We start from the raw sequence: 18184 nt of genomic DNA on the forward strand, positions 1-18184 counted from the left end.
TTTGCCGCCCGAGCATGGGCGGCAAAGCGGCGGTTTTTCATTTTTGTCGGTCAGTTTTTACTCGATTTACCAATGAGGCGACCCAGAGTACAGCACAGCGCGGCAAAGTCAATGGGTTTGGAGATATGGGCATCCATTCCCGCCGCTGTGGTAGCCGCCATGTCCTCGGCGAAGGCATTGGCCGTCACGGCGATGATGGGGACCGTGGCAGCATCCGACCGCGAGAGGGCACGGATCTGCCGGGCGGCGGTGCAGCCGTCCAGTTTGGGCATCTGCATATCCATCAGGATGGCATCAAAGGTATAGGGCAGAGACGTGGCAAAACACTCCACCGCCTCCTGCCCATCCCACGCCTGGGTGACCTTCATGCCGTTCATGGTAAGGAACTCCGTGGCGATCTCCATATTCACTGCGTTGTCTTCCGCCAGAAGGATGTGCTTTCCCTCCAGAGAGACGGGATTGTCCAGCGTGCCACCGCAGGGGTGCTCCTCCTGCTCGGCTGACTGGAAGGGCAGCTCCACGGTAAATGTGGTCCCCTTCCCCAGCTGGCTCTCCACCTGGATCTGGCCGCTCATCTGGGTGACCAGGTTCTTGACGATGGGCATCCCCAGACCCGTCCCATCACTTGACCGGCACTGAACCGTGTCTCTCTGGCATAGGGTTCAAAGATCTTGGGCAGGAACTCCTTGGACATGCCCAGCCCGGTGTCCCGTACCACGATCTGATACTTGATCTGCTCCTGGAAGGAGAGTTGTTTCACCTCCACCGCCACGGTATCACCCTTTTGGGTAAACTTGAACGCGTTGGAGAGCAGGTTATTCATGATCTGGCTGATCCGGAAGGGATCGCCCAACACCATGGCGCTGTGGATCTCAAAGCTGGTAACGAAGTGTTTTCCCTCCTCCTCCGCCTGGACACGGAAGGGTGCGGCGCAGGACTCAATGCACACCTGGAGATCGAACTGGCGGTCATCCAGAACCACCTTGCCCTGCTCCAGACGGGACATGCCCAGAATATCATTGATGAGTCCCAGAAGCTGCCGTCCGGAGTCCGTGATCTTCTCCAGGTAGTCCTGGACCCGCTCCGGTTCCCGCACATGCTTCTTCGCCACATCGGTGAGCCCAATGATGGCGTTGAGCGGAGTGCGCATGTCGTGGGACATATTGCTGAAAAAGGCCTGTTTGGTCTTTTCACTCTTTCTGGAGGATTCCAGCGCATTCTCCAGCAGCTTACGCTCTTCCAGCTGCCGGCGCTTCTCCTGGTCCACTTCCCGGAAGGACAGCACCGCCTCGCCCTCCTCCAGAGTTTTGTCAAAGAGAATGCACATGTTCACCCAGCGGTACTCTGTCCCAAAGCGGCGGCGGAAATCGCCTCCAAACTCCCGGACCCCCTGCTCCACCAGTTTTTGGACGTTGGCCAGAGAAAAACCCTCCATGTACTCCTGATAGGCGGCCTCCTCCATAACCTCTCCAGCCATACGGATGAGATCCTGATACCGCCCATGGACAGACAGGCTCTGCTCAGCTTCCTCCGATCCCTTGATGATCTCATAGGTGTCCCGCAGTACATCCACACGATAGAGAGCGTAGTAGGAGTTGCCCAGGACAGTCACCGTCTCGTTGGTCCGCTCCATCCTGATACCGAGCCTGATCTCCCGCCAGGTGAGAAAACCTACACTGAGCAGACTGAAAAGATATACGAGCACAAACACTGCTTTCGCCTGCTGCAGATCCGCGAGGAGCGTGTCATACGGTATCGTAATGATCGAAAGCCAACCGTTGGGCATGTTGCTGTAATAGACGCTTCTCAGTTCCCCTGCAAGGTCAACAACATGGGTATCATAAGCCTCCAGCTCCCCACTCCATATCCGCTTCTGCAGCCCCTTGACATAGGACTCAAGCCTCTCCTGCTCATAGGACGCGGCAGTCTGAAAGTAGACCAGGTTGCCCTCCGTGTCACAAAGATAAAAGGAGGCATTCTCCGGCAGGTCCAGCATGCTGGAGCGGAATTGAAAGTCCTCCAGGAAAATATCAAAGGCCAGTACCGCATCCGAGTTCCGGCACTTCTGCGCCACTGTGATGACCGGCGTACCGTATACTGTGTCGGTATAGACATTGGTGAAGATCACATCGCCTCCGGCCATCAGGGCCCCCTGGTACCAGACGGCGTTCTCCACGTCGTAGTGCTCCATACCCTCCCACGGGTTGGCCGCCAGAATCTCACCGTTCAGAACCGCATAGGGGTCCACACCCCTCTCTCCCAGCACATCCTGAAGGCGCTGAAAATACATCGATATCCACGACTGCATCTCCTCCTGGTCCGCGTTCTCCTGAAGTCGCCAGTCGATAGCCTCCGTGCCGAAGGCAATGAGCGTCTCATAGATCGTCAGGTTGTTCCGTTCTTCCGCCGCATAGGTCTTTGCCAGAGAGGTCCCAAGCTCTTTCGCGTTTTTCAACAGATCTACACGCAGGATATGGTAGCACACCATACCGACGACCATAAATGCCAGCAGGACCAGGAAATTGGTCCGCACATTCCGAAAGATCCGTTTCCGCCTTCATCTGGCGGCCTTCATCCAAAGTTCTCCCGTATCGCCCGGTTCACCCGCTCATAGGACTGGGTGATGGCTGGCATCAGGCCGGCCGCCCCGGCTTCATCTCCCTCCCGGAGCATCTGGACCTGCCGGGTGAAGAGATCAAACAGTTCCGTCATGGAGAGGTTCCCGCACACACCCTTCAGGCTGTGGGAAGCTGTGACAGCCCCCTCCCGGTCGCCGGTATCCAGTGCCGTCCGGAGTGCCACATAGTTGCCGTCTTCCAGGAATTTTTTCAAGAATTTCTCCAGCAGCGCTTCACTGCCCATGAAACGCTCCAGTGCACCGTCCACGTCAATTCCAGCCGCCTTCAGGCGGGTACGCTTTCCCTCGTCCATGCCTTTTACGCCTCCCCGTTGGTCCCGTAAAACTTCCAGATCTCCTGCTCCACGGCAAAAAATCGCTCCAACAGCGCCGGGTTGAAGACCCCGCACTGTCCCTCCCGAATCATCTTCAGGGCTTCTCCCCGATCAAAGGCATCCTTATAGACCCGTTTACTCACCAGAGCATCGTATACATCTGCCAAGGAGACGATCTGCGCCCAAAGGGATATCTCATCACCCTTCAGGCCGTCGGGATAGCCACGGCCGTCCCAGCGCTCATGGTGATGGCGGGCGATGTCGCAGGCGTAGTGATAGGCCCCGTGCTCCTTGAGCTGAGGAATATGCTCCAGCATCCGCTCCCCTTGCACGGTGTGGGTCTTCATAATCTCAAATTCCTCCGGCGTCAGCCGTCCCGGCTTGTTGAGAATGGCATCCGGAATGGCGATCTTCCCCACATCGTGGGTAATGGCCGCCAGAGCGATGGAATCTATCTCCTCCGACGTCAGCCCCTCTCCCAGCTCAGTCTGGGTGAGCATATACCGGGTGATATTGTGGATACGGCGGACATGCTCCCCCGACTCGCCGTTGCGGAACTCAATCGCGGCAGAAAGGGATTCGATCATGCCCCGGTTGAGCTCGATGATCTGTTCCGCCTGGCGCAGCAGCTCCGACTGCTGCCGCTCCACCACGCTGCCCAGACGCCTCCGGGCCTGGTAGAGCTCCACCACCGACTTCACCCGCCGGTCCACCATGTATGGGATGACAGGTTTGCTGATAACATCCATGACTCCCAGCTCATAGGCTTCCCGCATGGTGGAGTTGCTGGCCTCTTCCGTGATGAGGAAAATGGGAATCTGGGCGGGGATCCCCTCCTCGTTCAACCGCCGCAGCACCTGCAGGCCGTCCATCTCCGGCATCACCACGTCCAGAAGCACCGCGCATAGCTGCTCCTTGTTACAGAGGATCTTCTCCAACCCTAATCGCCCGTTATCGGCCTCCGCCACCTTGTACTGGGAGGAAAAAATGTTCTCCAAAATCGCACGGTTGATCTCATCGTCATCCACAATCAGGATCGTGTCATAAGTGCTTTCCGCCGGTATATTGGTCCGTTCCTCTTCCATCCATCTCATTCCTTTCCGGCGTCATGTGCTCTTATTTTGATGCCAATTTTGGTACCTACATTCTCATCATTATAATACCTTCTACTTCCAACCGCAAGCCTGAAAGCCAGTATTCCCAAGCCATTCCGCTCCATTAGCCTGCCAGGGAAAAGCAAACAGCACCCACCCTGCACAGTCTGGGCTGTCCACAACAAGAACGCCGCCCATGCCATAACATGGGCGGCGCTGTGCTCACTCCGTAAAGGTCAAAGTGACAGGTCCGGTGTACATCCGGTAGGGCACCTGGGTCGCGGGAAGCGTGGCAGTACTTTCCAGCAAAACTACGGCAGTGCCCGGCGTCTCGGAGAAGAGGCGACCGTTCTCATCCATTTTCACTACTGCATCTCCGCCGATCTGGAGGAAACAGTCGGCATTGACCGTCTCGCTGCCGCACCGGGTCTGACGGACTACCTGGAGGGCACTGCCCCCCTCTGTGCCGGCCTTGAGGTCAGCCTCCGCACTGACGGTCTCCACCGCCGTAAGATAATAGGATGCGTAATCGGGCCGGTCGGTGGTGATGCCGTGGTAGCCGTCATAGTATTTTTGCTCAAAAAGCTCGTACTCGTCCACGGTCCAGGGGTGGATCAGGATACCGCGGTGCCGGGCCGCCCGGGTGAGGGCGGTGGTCTGGGCCTCCTGGGGGCAGCTGTAGAAGGCGCACAGAGGGTCCAGCACCTCCGCCATGGCCTTCAGATTGGCAGCCGTATCCGCCCCGCTCTGGGTGCAGGCGGCCAGATAGCCCACCGCCGCCTCCGGCATCCGGGCCCGAATCCTCTGGAGCTGCTCTGTGCTGTAAGAGAGGAAGACCACCCGGTTCTCCATGCCGGCAGCATACACCGTCTGGACCAGGGGCTCGATCAGAGCCGGGTCCTCACTTTTGATCTCCACCAGGAAAACGGTATCACTCTCCCGAACCGCCTGGAAGAGCTGGGCCAGGGTGGGCATCCGATCCCCGGCAAGGGCCTTGTCCCGGAACATCAGGCTCTGGAGCTGGAGCCGGGTGGCTGCAGAGATCCAGAGGTTTTGATTCATCAGGGCGCCGGTGGTAGCGTCATGGTTCACCATTACCACCCCGTCAGCGGAAAGGTGGACGTCGCACTCGATAGCGTCCGCACCCGCCTGCGCCGCCAGGACGGCGGATCGCTCCGTATTCTCCGGCGCCATCTCGTGAAGGCCCCGGTGGGCGGTAATGACAGGGGTACGGGTAAGAGTGCGCTGACCTGCCGGGAAGGACTCAATGGCGTCCATGACGCCCTCCCAGTCGTCGGTGACCAGGCCATCCGCCCCGGAGAGTATGGCGGTATAGGCCGCTTCTCCGCCGTTCGTACGGACCCAGACGGCTACTCCTCTGGTCTGAATAGCTTTCACCGTCTCAGGCAGGGCGTCGGACTGGTCCAGGATCACCACTCTGGCCCCCGCCCGGCCGGCCAGGGACGCGGCCTCAGTGGGGTCTGCCAGATCCATGGAGGAGCAATCCAGGACAGCCCGGACCCCCGGACTCCCGGCACAGGCCGTCTGGAGGACCTGGAGCTGGCTGGAAAAGACGTTCACATCCATGATGCCGTTTGCAGAGACATACTGGGCAAAGGCGGCGGCGGTGGTCAGGTCCTCGATGCGGAATCCCGCCAGCACCCGCTTATCCAGCCGTGACAGATACTCGTTCAGCGGAATGCGGCTGCCCCGGTCCAACACCGTGAGGTCGGAGAAGACCCCCTTAATCAGCGTGGCCGGGCGTCGCTCACCCGCCGCCGTATCTGCAGCGTACAGGCTGTCCCCCTCCGCTACCACTGTGGGGGACATGACTAACCCCGTTTTGGGCTCGTAGACCTGGGTGTCGTAGCCGTTGGCGGTGAGGGGCACCTCCGTGGGAAGGTTGGGCAGCTGGTCGGTGACCGACAGGGAGAGGAGCTCCGCCGATGCCCCGTCAAAGGTGAAGGCCACCCGGCCATCCACCGTGGATTGGTCGGCCACATCGGCCCGCAGCACCAGAGCTCCGTCCACGTACTGGCAGACCACTCCGTTCTGGTAGAGGATGGTAAGGGTATAGACCTGTCCCTCCTCCATCGCCGCACTCAATGGGGCGGCGCACTGTGTGCTCCATGCCCCGCCGGACAGCATACGGGCACACTCCACCCCGTTGGAGGCGGTGGGGTCCTGCCGCAGGCCCAGCTGCCAAAAGGAATATTTGGAGTTGGTCCCACTTCCGCCGGTGGAACGGACACCGAAGGCCAGTCCGCACCAGCGGCTGCTACTCACAGCGTCGTTGATCCGGACCTCTGCCTGAATACAGAAATCCCGGCCATAGTTCCAAACAGGAAAGACAACCGCCTCATATCCGTTACCCGCCACCCCCACGGTGTTGATGGTGCCGCCGGCCACGTAGATGTCATCGGCGGCGGCCAGCCGGATGCCGCAGCGGTTCAGAAGCGCGGGGCTGTCGAAGGTCAGGTCCACCCGGCTGTTGAGGTAGAGAGGGGCCTCCAGCTCCTGACCCTGGCGTTTGAGGGCCACATACCAGCAGCCCTCCTCTTCGCTCCAGCGAACAGTCACCGTCGTCTTCTCGTCCCCCACCATGGCAGAGGCCTGGGCGGCGATGGCCTCCGCCGTGATCTCATCCGCCGTGTCAAAGGAGAAATCCCCTGTCAGGACGGCTTGCAGCTGTCCCTCCAGCACCTCCTGACCAGTGGCGTCCCGGCGGTAGAGGCTCACCTTGGTGGGCAGGGTCACCGTCTGTCCCTCGCCCGTCAGGGTGATGGTGAAGCCCTTCTGCTCCTCCCCCGTGACCCGGATCTTTCCGCCGGCGGCGGTAAATCCGGAGGGAGCCAGGGTATTCTCGATCTTCTCCGCCACCGCTGTCCGTACCGTGAAGGCGGAGGCATCCTTCGCCACCGTCACAGTCAGCCGGTCGGGCGCCAGGGATATGGCCCACTCCAGGGCCGAAACCACCTCCAGGGACACCGTCCCCGTCCGTCCGCCAGCTTCCAGGCTCAGAGTGTAGTCTCCCACCGCGTTGCCCACCACCGGCAGCGTCGCCTCGCCTTTGTCAAATTCCAATGTGAGCTGGGTCTCGCCGTCGGCCTCCAGGGCCTGCCCCTCCACCGTGAGAGCGGGGGCCGCCCCCACCTCGTCCAGGTAACCGGAGACCGTCACGGTTTCAGCTCCGTCCAGACTGCGGGTGCCGCCGTCCAGCTCCAATACCTGCTCTGCTCCCAGAGGAAGCCGGTCCGGCGCCTCGATCTCCAGCCGTCCCGCCGCCTGGGCTCCCACGGGGAGAAGCAGCAGGGCCAGACAGCTCCCGCACAATAAATTTGACAACGCTCTGACTTTAGACATGGGCATCCTTTCCGCGCTCACTCGCTGTTTTCTGTCTCTATGGACCTCTCTGTTAGCATGACCAAAAGAAATAAAAAAACTCGCCGCAAGCCTTTTCACGCTTGCGGCGAGTTGGCGCAGAAGGAGGGATTTGAACCCTCGCACGGTTTAACCCGTCTACTCCCTTAGCAGGGGAGCCCCTTCGGCCACTTGGGTACTTCTGCATGCCGAATCAATCTCTCTGATTCACTTGTGAGCCCCGCCGCGGGGAGAAGAAATATGGCGGAGAGAGTGGGATTCGAACCCACGGCTCTTGCGAGTCACCGGTTTTCAAGACCGGCTCCTTAAACCACTCGGACATCTCTCCACGTCCCGAGCGCCACCATCATATCAAACGCAGGTGTTATCATACCATAACGTTCCCTGCTTGTCAACACCTTTGGAGAAAAAAACCGGGGCCCGCAGGCCCCGGTGGATTTCGCTCAGCTGAAGAAGGCGTGCGCGCCGATGGTAGTCACATAAGTGCGGTTGCGCTGGGCCCAGCTGTTGGGGGAAATAGAGGGATTGACGAAGTAGAGGCTACTGCCACCCACCCGGACACCCTCCAGGATCAGCTTGGCTGCCACCACGCTCTCGGCGTTGGGTTCCCGATAGATGCTGCCGCTGCTGGCAGGGGTGAACTGATTGGGGGCAAAGATCACATCATAGATGGTGTTGGGGAACCGGGGACTGTCCACCCGGTTCATGATGACGGTGCCCACGGCCAGCTTGCCGTCCAGAGGCTGGTTTCCGCTCTCCGCGTTGATGATGCGGGAGAGCCAGTAGAGGGAGTCGCTGTCATAGTAGCTGTCGCCGGAGGCAATGGGGCTCTCGCCGCTGTAAACCTCCACCACGCCGCTCTCCTGGTTCCAGCTCACCCAGCCGCCCAGGGCCTGGGCGATGGTGCGCACGGGCACCAATACGCGGCCACCGCCGTCGATGACACCATTGAGGACGTACAGGCACCGGCCGTTGGCCTGGATATACTGGTCACCCACCCGGGCCCGGAGGTCCAGACCTTCGGCGGTAACCACCACGTACTCGCCCTCCCAGCCAATGATGGCGTCAGGCCGCAGAGCCAGCACCGCATTGACCAGAGAGACATAGGTGATCCCGTTATATACGGTAAGACCGGGATCCTCACAGACATTGCCGTCCACCAGGAAGTAGCTGCCCGCGGCGGGTTCCTCCGCCGCCAGAGCCCAACTCCCCATGGGAAGGATCGTTGCCAGACAGAGCATTAGGCATAGGATACGCATGCGCATGTCGTATGCTTCCTCCTCACTGTTGTTGTAATCTTGTCGTTTCTTTTGTAACCAGATTGTAACCTATTTGAAGGCAAATTGCAAGACTTATTTTTTGCCGAGCGCTATCACATTTCCTGAAACCATTGGGGCGCAACGGTTTTCTCCATTCTGACCCCTTTGACTTTTCCGCCCTTTCCGGCGCCGGAAACGGTAACAAAACCGTTTCTCCTCCCACCGCCCACCGGATGCGAAACCGGCATCCGGCGGGCATAAAAAATGGGAGCAGGCGATGAACGCCTGCTCCCATTTTGATATCCTCTAAAGAGAGATCGTCATGCTCTCCCCGCCGCTCGTGATCGTCACCGTATATCCTTCCGTATACTCCTTAATGAAGGCAAGTGCCAGATAATCGGTGAACTCTACATCGCCAAAAACATTTTCCTCTTTAAATTCCATAAATTTGGAATTGCAGCTATCTTCAACGCTTATCTCCGATGTATCACTGAGTCCTGTGATATAAATGTAATGGTCCTCTATACCCACATACCACAAAATGTTAACTACGTATCCGTGGCCAATATTCTTTGTAATAATTTTTCTTCTGATATCTGTTCCTATTTTATACCCTGATTTCTGCCTTGGAGCAATCATCATAGTATAGCTATCTTCGTCCGTATAGAGAATCAGACTAGAGCTTTTCCCATCTACAATACAATTCACATCATCCCCACATGCATATTCCGCAACACTTTCCACCGTTGGGAAGGTGTAAAATACATTTTCGATCCTGCACAGTGAGAGAGTAATAGTTGCGATCAGTGTTGCGGCCAAAGCCACCCCCCTTCTTCTTCGTTTCTTCGAACGTTTATCCCTTAAAAACAATACCAGAGCAGCAACGAATAGTAAAAATGCAATATCCCGAATGATTAAATTCCACATTTTATTTGATTCGCCTCCCGATCCCTGCGCTGCTCTTCCGAATCGCTCTCCCATGCGGCCTTAAATCATATTTTCATTATAACACAGGTAACCCTTTTCCGCCCGCCTCCAGGGCATAAAAAAATCGGAGCAAGTGATAAACACTTGCTCCGATTTTGGCGGAGAGAGAGGGATTCGAACCCTCGAGACGCTATTAACGCCTACACGATTTCCAATCGTGCGCCTTCGACCAGCTCAGCCATCTCTCCATGGCCGGGACAACGTTGCTTATTATAACCACTTTCTCTCCATTCGTCAAGAGGTAAAATGCAAATCTCTGAAAAAATTTGACGTCGTTGCAATCCCACCCCAACTGTGCTATAACAGTAGCATCCTAACGCTATGATTGTATAAGGAGTGTTTGACCATGGAACTGACCCGCGCCCAGGCTTTGGAGCTGCTGAAAGAATATAATAAGGAGCCCTTCCACATCCGCCACGGCCTTACCGTGGGGGCGGTTATGGAGTGGTTCGCCAAGGAGCTGGGCTACGGCGACAACGCTAAATTCTGGTACCTCGTGGGTCTCCTCCACGACCTGGATTTCGAGCAGTGGCCTGAGGAGCACTGCATCAAGTCTCAGGCCCTTATGCGCGAGCTGGGTCTGGATGAAGCCCTCATTCATGCCACCGCCAGCCACGGCTGGGGCGAGGCCTGTGACGTGGAGCCGGAGCACGAGATGGAAAAGGTCCTCTTCGCCTGCGACGAGCTCACCGGTCTCATCGGCGCCGCCGCCCTCATGCGCCCCTCCAAGAGCTGCTCCGACATGGAGCTCAAGTCCCTGAAGAAGAAGTTCAAGGACAAGAAGTTCGCCGCTGGCTGCTCCCGCGAGATCATCCAGAAGGGTGCCGATCTGCTTGGTTGGGACCTGGACAAGCTGCTGGACATGACCCTCCGGGCCATGCAGGCCACCGAGGCCGACATTGAGGCCCAGTTGGCCTGACACCCACCACATCACCCAAAAGGAGTTTTTTATGAACGGGAATTCCCCCCGCAAGCCCATCGGCAAAGCTGCCCGCGTCCTCATCAGCCTGGCCGTCACCCTGGTGTTCGGCCTCGCCTACTTCTACCTCTCCCTCCCCGCCCTGAATCTCCAGGATGGGAATTTCTACACCTTTGTCTTTGTCCTCTGCATTGTCTTTGTGGTTGCCTCCCTCTTCACCTCCGGCTTCCGCATGGCCCCCGGCTCCGGCGTGAAGGAATACTTCCGCTTTGTGAAGACCCAGTGCCTCCCTGTGGGCGTCCTCATGGTGCTCCTCATCGCCGTGGGTATCATTGGCACCCTGGTCTCCATGCCCATCTTCCGGGCCTCCGCCTACCGGGACCTGCTTACTGTGGAGGACGGCAACTTCAACCAGGATATCGCCCAGATCTCCTTCGACAAGATCCCCACCCTGGACCGCTCCTCCGCCGAGTACCTGGGAGACCGCCAGATGGGCACCCTCAGCGATATGGTGAGCCAGTTCGAGTATTCCAACGACTCCACCCAGATCAACTACCAGGGCCGGCCCGTCCGGGTGGCACCCATCGACTACGCCGACCTCATCAAGTGGTTCACCAACCGGGGCGAGGGCCTGCCCGCCTACGTGCTGGTAGACATGGTCACCCAGGAGGCCAGCGTGGTGCGGCTCCAGGAGGGCATGAAGTACTCCTTCTCCGAGCCCCTCAACCGTAACATCGTGCGCCACCTGCGTTTCCGTTACCCCACCTACCTCTTTGACACCCCCCAGTTCGAAATCGATGAGGAGGGTACGCCCTACTGGATCGCCCCCCGGATTGTCCGGACTATCGGTCTCTTCGGCGGCACCGACATTCAGGGCGCCGTGCTCTGCAACGCCATCACCGGCGAGTGCCAGTATTACGACATTGACGATGTCCCAGCCTGGGTGGACAACGTCTATACCCCCGACCTCATCATGGAACAGTACGACTACCACGGAACCTTCATCAACGGTTTTCTCAACTCCATCCTGGGACAGAAGGGCGTCACTATGACCACCGAGGGCTACAACTATATCGCCCTCAACGACGACGTGTACGTCTACACCGGCGTCACCTCCGCCAATGCCGACCAGTCCAACCTGGGCTTTCTCCTCTCCAATCAGCGCACCAAGGAGACCCGGTTCTACGAGGCCCCCGGCGCCACCGAGTACGCCGCTATGGGCTCTGCCGAGGGTGAGGTACAGGACCTCAAGTACGTGGCCACCTTCCCCCTCCTTCTCAACATCGCCGGAGAGCCCACCTATTTCATTCCCCTCAAGGACGCCACCGAACTGGTAAAGAGCTACGCCATGGTCAACGTGGCCCAGTATCAGCTGGTGGCGGTGGCCGGCTCCGTGTCCCAGTGCGAGCAGGTGTATATTGACCTGCTCTCCCAGCGGGGCATCGTGTCTGAGGAGGAGCGGCCCGAGACCCAGATCTCCGGTGTGGTGGATGACATCCGCTCCGCCGTCATGGACGGCAGCACCTACTACTTCCTCCGCCTGGAGGGCGGTGAGGTCTATTACGCCGTCTCTGCCTCGGAGAACCCGGTGGCGGTGCTGCTGAACCTGGGTGACAAGGTCACCATCGGCCACGCCGTCCAGACCGGTGAGGAGGACGCCTCCATCCTCAGCGCCTACTCCCTTACCATCGACGGTAAGGCTGCCCCAGCCGAGCCGCTGGTCACCCCCAACGAGACAGAACCTGCCGGCGATTCTGCCGACACATCGGAGGACGGCGCCGTTACGGTCCCCATCTACGGCTGACGGTTCCAAGTCCACGAAAAAAGCGTCTCCCCTCCGCAAAGGAGAGGAGACGCTTTTTTCAGTCCGCTGCGGCCTTTCTGGGAATGGTCCGTCTCTCTTCCCGCCGTTCTGCCCAGGTCCGGAGCAGGCGGAAGGCCTCCGGCGACAGCAGCAGCAGAGCGATCAGATTGGGCAGAGCCATCATGCCGTTGCAGATGTCAGCCACCTGCCACACCGCCCCTACATCCCCCACGCTCCCCACTACAATGAACAGAAGGAAGCATAGCCGGTAGAGCCCCGTCCAGCGGCGGGTGCCGGTGAGGAAGGCCAGACCCTGCTGTCCATAGTAGCTCCACCCCAGCAGGGAGGAAAAGGCAAAGAGGAGGAGGCACACCGCCACAAAGGGGCCTCCCCACCGGCCCAGCACCGTGGAAAAGGCGGCGGCCGATAGGGCGGCCCCAACCATGGCGTTTTCCACCGTCCCTGCCTCCAGAGCGGCCAAGGCGGCCTGCGGGTCATAGACCCCGGAGGTCAGGATGGCCAGGGCGGTGACGGTGCAGACCAGCCCGGTGGCCACAAAGACCTCAAAAATCCCCCACATGCCCTCTTCCGCCGGGTGGTCCACATCGGCGGCGGCATGTGCCATGGCGGAGGAACCCAACCCCGCCTCGTTGGTGAAGACCCCCCGGGCCACCCCATAGCGCATGGCTGTCGCCATAGAGTATCCTAATCCGCCGCCCACCGCGGCTTTTGGGGCAAAGGCACCGTGGAAGATAGCGGAGAAAGCCTCTGGCAGGGCGTGGGCGTGGCAGAGGACCACGGCACCGCCGCCCGCCAGGAACAGAATGGCCATGGCGGGCACCAGCCGCTCGCTGACCCGGCCGATGCGGCCGATCCCTCCCAGGATGATGGCTCCGGTGAGCACAGCGGTGACCGCCCCCACTGCCAGCCGGCCCCAACCGAAGGCGTGCTCCAGGGCGGCGGCAATGGAATTGGCCTGGACCAGGTCTCCGCCACCGATGGAGGCGGTGACGCAGAAGAGGGAAAAGACCAGGGCCAGAGGCCGCAGCCCCAGGCCCTGGGTCATGTACGCCATGGGGCCTCCCTCCCAGCCGCCGTCCCGGCTTTTGTGGCGGTAGCGGACGGCCAGGGTCTTTTCCACGCAGCCCGTCATCATCCCCAGGAGAGCGGAGACCCACATCCAAAAGACGGCGCCTGGTCCGCCGTAGAAGATGGCGGTGGCCACCCCCGCGATGCTGCCGGTGCCGATGGTGGAGGCCAAAGCGGTAGAGAGGGCCTGGAGCTGGGTGAGTCCGCCCCCCTTCTCCCGCTCCTTCGGACGCAGCAGGGCACCGACAGTGGCCCCCAGCCACCGCCGCCACCCGAAGAGCTGAAAGAAGCCGGTGCCCACCGAGCACCACAGGCCCAGCAGCAGAAAGCCCCCCAGCAGCCACGGGTCCCAGATCCAATCGCCCAACCGCTCCAAAAAGGTCATGCGCCCCGCCCCCTTCTCCACAGGGGTATGCGCCCGGGGCAAAAAACATGCCCTTCCCTTTACACCTCGGAGAGCAGCTTCAGAAAGTCCCGACCGATGAAACCGTTGGCGGCGGCGATGCCGCCACCCGTAGACAGGGAGGGCTCTCCCCCCTCCGGGGTGGCCGCCATGCCGCCGGCCTCCCGGACCAGCAGCATGCCCGCAGCGTAGTCCCAGGGCTTCAGTCCATCCTCTACATAGGCGTCCAGCCGCCCGGAGGCTACATAGCTCAGGCACAGGGAGGCAGCCCCCATGCGCCGGACGTCGTGGCAGTGGTCATAGAGGGTACGCATCCAGCGGAATGCCCGGTCGGCCTTCTGCCGCTGGCTGGGGTTGGTGCCCACGTCCACCAGCGCGTCGGCCAGTCTGCGGGCACCGCTTACCGAGATGGGCCGGCCGTTGCAGAAGGCTCCCTTCCCCGCCAGAGCGGTGAAGAGTTCTCCGGCGTAGGGGTCGTACACCAGGGCCATGGTCACCTGTCCCTCCTCCGCCAGGGCCAGAGAGACGGCGCTGTGCCGGAATCCGTGGATAAGGTTGGTGGTGCCGTCCACGGGGTCCAGAATCCAGACCGCCCCGCTCAGGTCCACACCGCTGTTGTCCTGCTCCTCCCCCATGAACTGTACCTCCGGAGCCAGCTCCTTCAGCCGGCTCCGCAGCTGCTCCTGAACATTGACATCCACCTGGGTCACAAAGTCCGTGGCCCCCTTTTGGCGGATCTGCTCCGCCATCTCCTGGTGCCCGAACAGGCGTCCCGCCTGATGTACCGCCTCCGATACCCGCTCCAGCAGTTCCTCTCGCTCCGGCAGCATAGCCGTTCCTCCTTTTCCGGGCGATGTGCCCATGCTTTCCCTTCGATGATACCACCTTCCGCCCCGCTCCGCAATCAGGCCTGCTCTCCCGCGGCACCTCTTTTTTGCATTTTAAGAAAAACATCATCTTTTCTCTATGGCCCCGGCGGGCACTGTGTGGTAATCTATGGTCAGCGACAGAACAAGGAGATCTTTCCATGAAAAAAAATACCTGGTTCCTCACCCTGCTCATCACTGTTCTTTTGCTGGCCGCCGGCGGCGTCCTGCTGTGGCGGACCGGCTTCTTTCAGGCCGCGACTTCTCTGGAAGGTCTCCAGGCCTATATTGAGACCTTCTCCCCCTATTCCCACCTGGTGTTCTTCCTGATCCAACTGGCCTCCGTCGTGCTGGCCCCCATCCCCAGCAACCTGACCGCCCTGGCCGGCGCCCTCCTCTTCGGGACCCTGCCCGCCTTTCTCCTCACCTGGGCGGCGGTGGTGGTTGGTTCCGCCCTGGTTTTTCAACTGGCACGCTGCCTGGGGCAGGCCTTCGTGGACCGTTTCGTCAGCCAGGCCCTCTCCGACCGCTATCTGGATATCATCCGCCGCAAGCGCGACGTCTTTTTGGCTATGGCCTTTCTCTTTCCCTTCTTCCCCGACGACATTCTCTGCATCCTGGCAGGTCTTACCGAGATCAGCTTTCCCCGTTTCCTTGTCATGGTCATCCTCTTCCGCCCCTGGGGGCTGCTGGTAGCCAGTGCCGTAGGGGGCTCCGTCGTGAATATCCCTCTTTGGGGCATGGCTCTGCTGGGCATGGGCGGCCTGGCTGTCTTCCTCCTGGGCATGAAATACGGTGATCGGCTAGAAGAGGCACTTCTCCGCCGCTTCCGGCGCAAATGAAGAAGAAAAATACCCGTCCCCGGCGGATAGACCGTCGGGGATGGGTATTTCTTACCGCGAGACTTCGCGTCACTTCCGGCAGCAGCCGGGCAGGTCGGGCTCCCGCTTGCCGCCATCGGCACAGCCCATGGCGTTGGGCGGGAAAAACTCGTTGACAGGGAACTTCACCTGGCGGAAGAGCTCGCAGGGGTCCTCCTCGCAGCAGGAGCCGCAGACGCACTCCTTTTCCGGCATACAATAGTCGTACACCGGCATGAGGAGCTGGGTCTCCCGCTCCAGGCGGATGATGGAGAACTGGCCCAGGGTCACATAGACCCGCTTGCCCTCGCCGCCGAAGTTGAGATCGCTGCCGAAGCAGGAGCAGATGCAGGGGGGGATCTCGGTGAGCTCGCAGTCGCAGGGACGGCACTCGCACACATCCACCAGCTTCATGTTGAGCACGATGGGGTCCACCGCCTCCACCACAGCAGAGGGCAGGCCGCTCTTGCGGATCTCCTGCTCATCCATCTCCCCAAAGCAGGCCTGGGAGCTGAAGGTCTTGGCACCCCCATCGCTGCCGAAGAGGATGACCCGCTTGTCAAAGACGCACAGACCGCTGATCTCCACCGGCCGGGCGGCGCCCACAAAGGCGTCGGCGGTAACGCGGTAGAAGTAGCGTACATCCACGGTGTAGAAGCCGCGGTTGAAGCTCACAGGCTCCACATCGATGTATACATGCAGCAGCTCCGCACAGCCGGGCTTGATGCTCACGGCGCGGTCAATGGCACACTGGGAGCTCTGCGTGGGGTAAAGGCGGAGGTCCTCGATACAGTCTTTGTCCTTACAGCTATCGAAGATCTTTTTGGTGTGTATGCACACGGCCTCCCGGATGCAGGCGCTGTCCTGCACGGGACCGGGCACGACCTTTTCAGGCATTGCAATACCTCCTAAAAATGGCGTTGGGCAAAGGCGGGCGGTGTGGTCCGCCTCCACCCCATTCTATGTGCCCGGCCGGGTTTGGTGCCGCTTCAGAAAAACAGAAAAACGCCCGGACCGCAGTCCGGGCGTTTTCTGTTTCGTTGGGTTTTGGAGCTTAGAAGAACATGCCCCAGACCAGGAAGCCGCCGCAGGCGACCACACCGGTGAAGATCAGGACGATGACCAGGTAGCCCATGATGTTGCGGGCGGACAGGCCGGCAACACCCAGAGCGGGCAGAGCCCAGAAGGGCTGGATCATGTTGGTCCACTGATCGCCCCAGGCAATGGCCATGGCGGAACGGCCATAGTCGATGCCCATCTGAGTGGCAGCAGGCATCACGATAGGAGCCTGCACGGCCCACTGGCCGCCGCCGGAGGGAACGAAGAAGTTGATGATACCGGCGGACAGGAAGGTCAGCATGGGGAAGGTGATGTTGGTGGAGATGTTAGTGAAGAAGTTGGCGATGATGGAGGCCAGGGACACGCCGGTCTCGGGGTTGGCAGCCACCATCAGGCCCATGATGCCGGCGTAGAAGGGGAACTGCAGCAGGATGCCGGCAGCGCCGCCAGCGGCCTCGCCGATGGCGTCAACATACTTGCGGAGATCACCGTGGAGCAGGATACCCAGGAACATGAAGATCATGTTGACGATGTTCAGGTCCAGGTTGAAGCCCTTGGTGGCAAAGTAGTAAATGATGTAAGCGAAGCCCAGAACCAGAGTGATGACCCACAGAATCTTGCTGTGCTCGATCTTCTCAGCGGGGGTGTTGATGGTGTAGGTCTTCTCCTCTTCCTCGACCAGCAGGGCGGGGTCCACGGTGATGGTGTGGGCGGCGTCGGGATGCATGGCGTAGTTGATGAGAGGCATCAGGATCAGGATGACCAGCACCATACCCAGGTTCACGGGGTGGAAGATGGTCTGAGAGATGGGGGCGGAGTACACCACACCCAGGATCTCAGTGCCGCCCTCGGCGCCCATCTGCAGGGGGATGGAGCCGGAGAGGCCGGCGTGCCAAATCACGAAGCCGGAGTAGGCGGAGGCGATCAGCAGGGGGTAGTCCACGTCCTTCACGCGGCGGGCAACCTCCTTGGCCAGCAGAGCGCCGGCGATGAGGCCGAAGCCCCAGTTGAGCCAGCAGCAGATGGTGGACACGAAGGTGGTGACCAGGATGGCGCTCTTCTTGTCCTTGGCGATGGAAGCGATGGCGCCCAGGATCTTCTTACAGACCTTGGCGGAAGCCATGGCAGAACCCAACACCAGCACCAGGGCCATCTGCATGGAGAAGGACAGCAGACCCCAGAAGCCGCTGGAGTTACCCCAGGAATTGACCAGAGCGATGGGGCTCTGCTGGGTGCCGATCATCGAGGCAATGAAGACCACGATGGTCAGGATGATGGCGAACAGGAACGGATCAGGCAGCCACCGGTTGACTACGCGCACGCAGCCATTGGTAAACTTTTTGAACATGCGTTTCCCTCCTTATAATGTACAACCATGAACAAACCCCAACACAATTTGTTCACAATTTCGGTTCCCATTATATACGAAAAAAACCCGTTTGTCAACCGACGCCTCGTGTGCGTGTCAAAAATTCCTCAAACCCATTGTCTCCCAGTCATTTTCCGTTTTT

The 18184-nt window shown here is 59.9% G+C and carries 14 protein-coding genes and 3 tRNA genes; 3 read left to right on the plus strand and 14 right to left on the minus strand.

Going from position 1 to position 18184, the window contains the following annotated elements:
• Positions 1-50: 50 nt before the first annotated feature.
• The 10 genes from E0E29_RS19065 to E0E29_RS16045 form a co-directional block, all read right to left on the minus strand.
• Complete coding sequence (locus E0E29_RS19065; protein WP_130850654.1) at positions 51-605, minus strand: response regulator; 555 nt, start codon at positions 603-605, stop codon at positions 51-53.
• Positions 572-2533 (minus strand): sensor histidine kinase, encoded by a 1962-nt coding sequence (locus E0E29_RS16005; RefSeq protein ID WP_130850655.1) that lies wholly within the window; start codon positions 2531-2533, stop codon positions 572-574. The genes E0E29_RS19065 and E0E29_RS16005 overlap by 34 nt, the downstream gene beginning before the upstream one ends.
• 38 nt (positions 2534-2571) lie before the next feature.
• Positions 2572-2931, minus strand: a complete 360-nt coding sequence (locus tag E0E29_RS16010) for an Hpt domain-containing protein (RefSeq protein ID WP_130850656.1) — start codon at positions 2929-2931, stop codon at positions 2572-2574.
• Positions 2932-2936: 5 nt separating this feature from the next.
• Positions 2937-4037: an HD domain-containing phosphohydrolase gene (locus tag E0E29_RS16015; protein WP_130850657.1), complete on the minus strand. Its 1101-nt coding sequence runs from the start codon at positions 4035-4037 to the stop codon at positions 2937-2939.
• Between the two features lie 231 nt (positions 4038-4268).
• A complete protein-coding gene (locus tag E0E29_RS16020; protein WP_165449938.1) occupies positions 4269-7409 on the minus strand; it encodes a glycerophosphodiester phosphodiesterase family protein in 3141 nt (1046 codons plus the stop codon).
• Between the two features lie 112 nt (positions 7410-7521).
• Positions 7522-7612: transfer RNA gene (locus tag E0E29_RS16025), tRNA-Ser, on the minus strand.
• A 56-nt stretch (positions 7613-7668) separates the two neighbouring features.
• A tRNA-Ser gene (locus tag E0E29_RS16030) sits at positions 7669-7755 on the minus strand.
• 115 nt (positions 7756-7870) lie between these two features.
• A complete protein-coding gene (locus tag E0E29_RS16035; protein WP_130850659.1) occupies positions 7871-8692 on the minus strand; it encodes a cell wall hydrolase in 822 nt (273 codons plus the stop codon).
• A 300-nt stretch (positions 8693-8992) separates the two neighbouring features.
• A complete protein-coding gene (locus E0E29_RS16040; RefSeq protein WP_130850660.1) occupies positions 8993-9667 on the minus strand; it encodes a head-tail connector protein in 675 nt (224 codons plus the stop codon).
• Positions 9668-9769: 102 nt separating this feature from the next.
• Positions 9770-9861 (minus strand) — tRNA-Ser (locus tag E0E29_RS16045).
• Between the two features lie 158 nt (positions 9862-10019).
• On the opposite strand from E0E29_RS16045, the gene E0E29_RS16050 reads away from it, so the two are divergent.
• Positions 10020-10592, plus strand: a complete 573-nt coding sequence (locus tag E0E29_RS16050) for a hydrolase (RefSeq protein ID WP_130850661.1) — start codon at positions 10020-10022, stop codon at positions 10590-10592.
• Between the two features lie 31 nt (positions 10593-10623).
• Positions 10624-12396: a CvpA family protein gene (locus tag E0E29_RS16055; protein WP_242622531.1), complete on the plus strand. Its 1773-nt coding sequence runs from the start codon at positions 10624-10626 to the stop codon at positions 12394-12396.
• A 58-nt stretch (positions 12397-12454) separates the two neighbouring features.
• Here E0E29_RS16055 and E0E29_RS16060 read toward each other — a convergent pair whose 3' ends face one another.
• Both E0E29_RS16060 and E0E29_RS16065 read right to left on the minus strand, forming a co-directional pair.
• Entirely contained in the window at positions 12455-13870 is a 1416-nt protein-coding gene (locus tag E0E29_RS16060) for an alanine/glycine:cation symporter family protein (protein WP_130850662.1), read from the minus strand.
• A gap of 59 nt (positions 13871-13929) precedes the next feature.
• Positions 13930-14718, minus strand: coding sequence for an inositol monophosphatase family protein (locus E0E29_RS16065; RefSeq protein WP_130850663.1), 789 nt, complete (start codon positions 14716-14718; stop codon positions 13930-13932).
• A gap of 197 nt (positions 14719-14915) precedes the next feature.
• On the opposite strand from E0E29_RS16065, the gene E0E29_RS16070 reads away from it, so the two are divergent.
• Complete coding sequence (locus tag E0E29_RS16070) at positions 14916-15596, plus strand: TVP38/TMEM64 family protein (protein ID WP_130850664.1); 681 nt, start codon at positions 14916-14918, stop codon at positions 15594-15596.
• A 69-nt stretch (positions 15597-15665) separates the two neighbouring features.
• Here E0E29_RS16070 and E0E29_RS16075 read toward each other — a convergent pair whose 3' ends face one another.
• Entirely contained in the window at positions 15666-16511 is an 846-nt protein-coding gene (locus tag E0E29_RS16075) for a hypothetical protein (protein ID WP_130850665.1), read from the minus strand.
• Between the two features lie 157 nt (positions 16512-16668).
• Complete coding sequence (locus E0E29_RS16080) at positions 16669-18021, minus strand: short-chain fatty acid transporter (RefSeq protein WP_130850666.1); 1353 nt, start codon at positions 18019-18021, stop codon at positions 16669-16671.
• Positions 18022-18184 lie beyond the last annotated feature (163 nt).

Source organism: Intestinimonas timonensis, assembly GCF_900626145.1.
GTDB classification, from domain to species: Bacteria; Bacillota; Clostridia; order Oscillospirales; family Oscillospiraceae; genus Intestinimonas; species Intestinimonas aquisgranensis.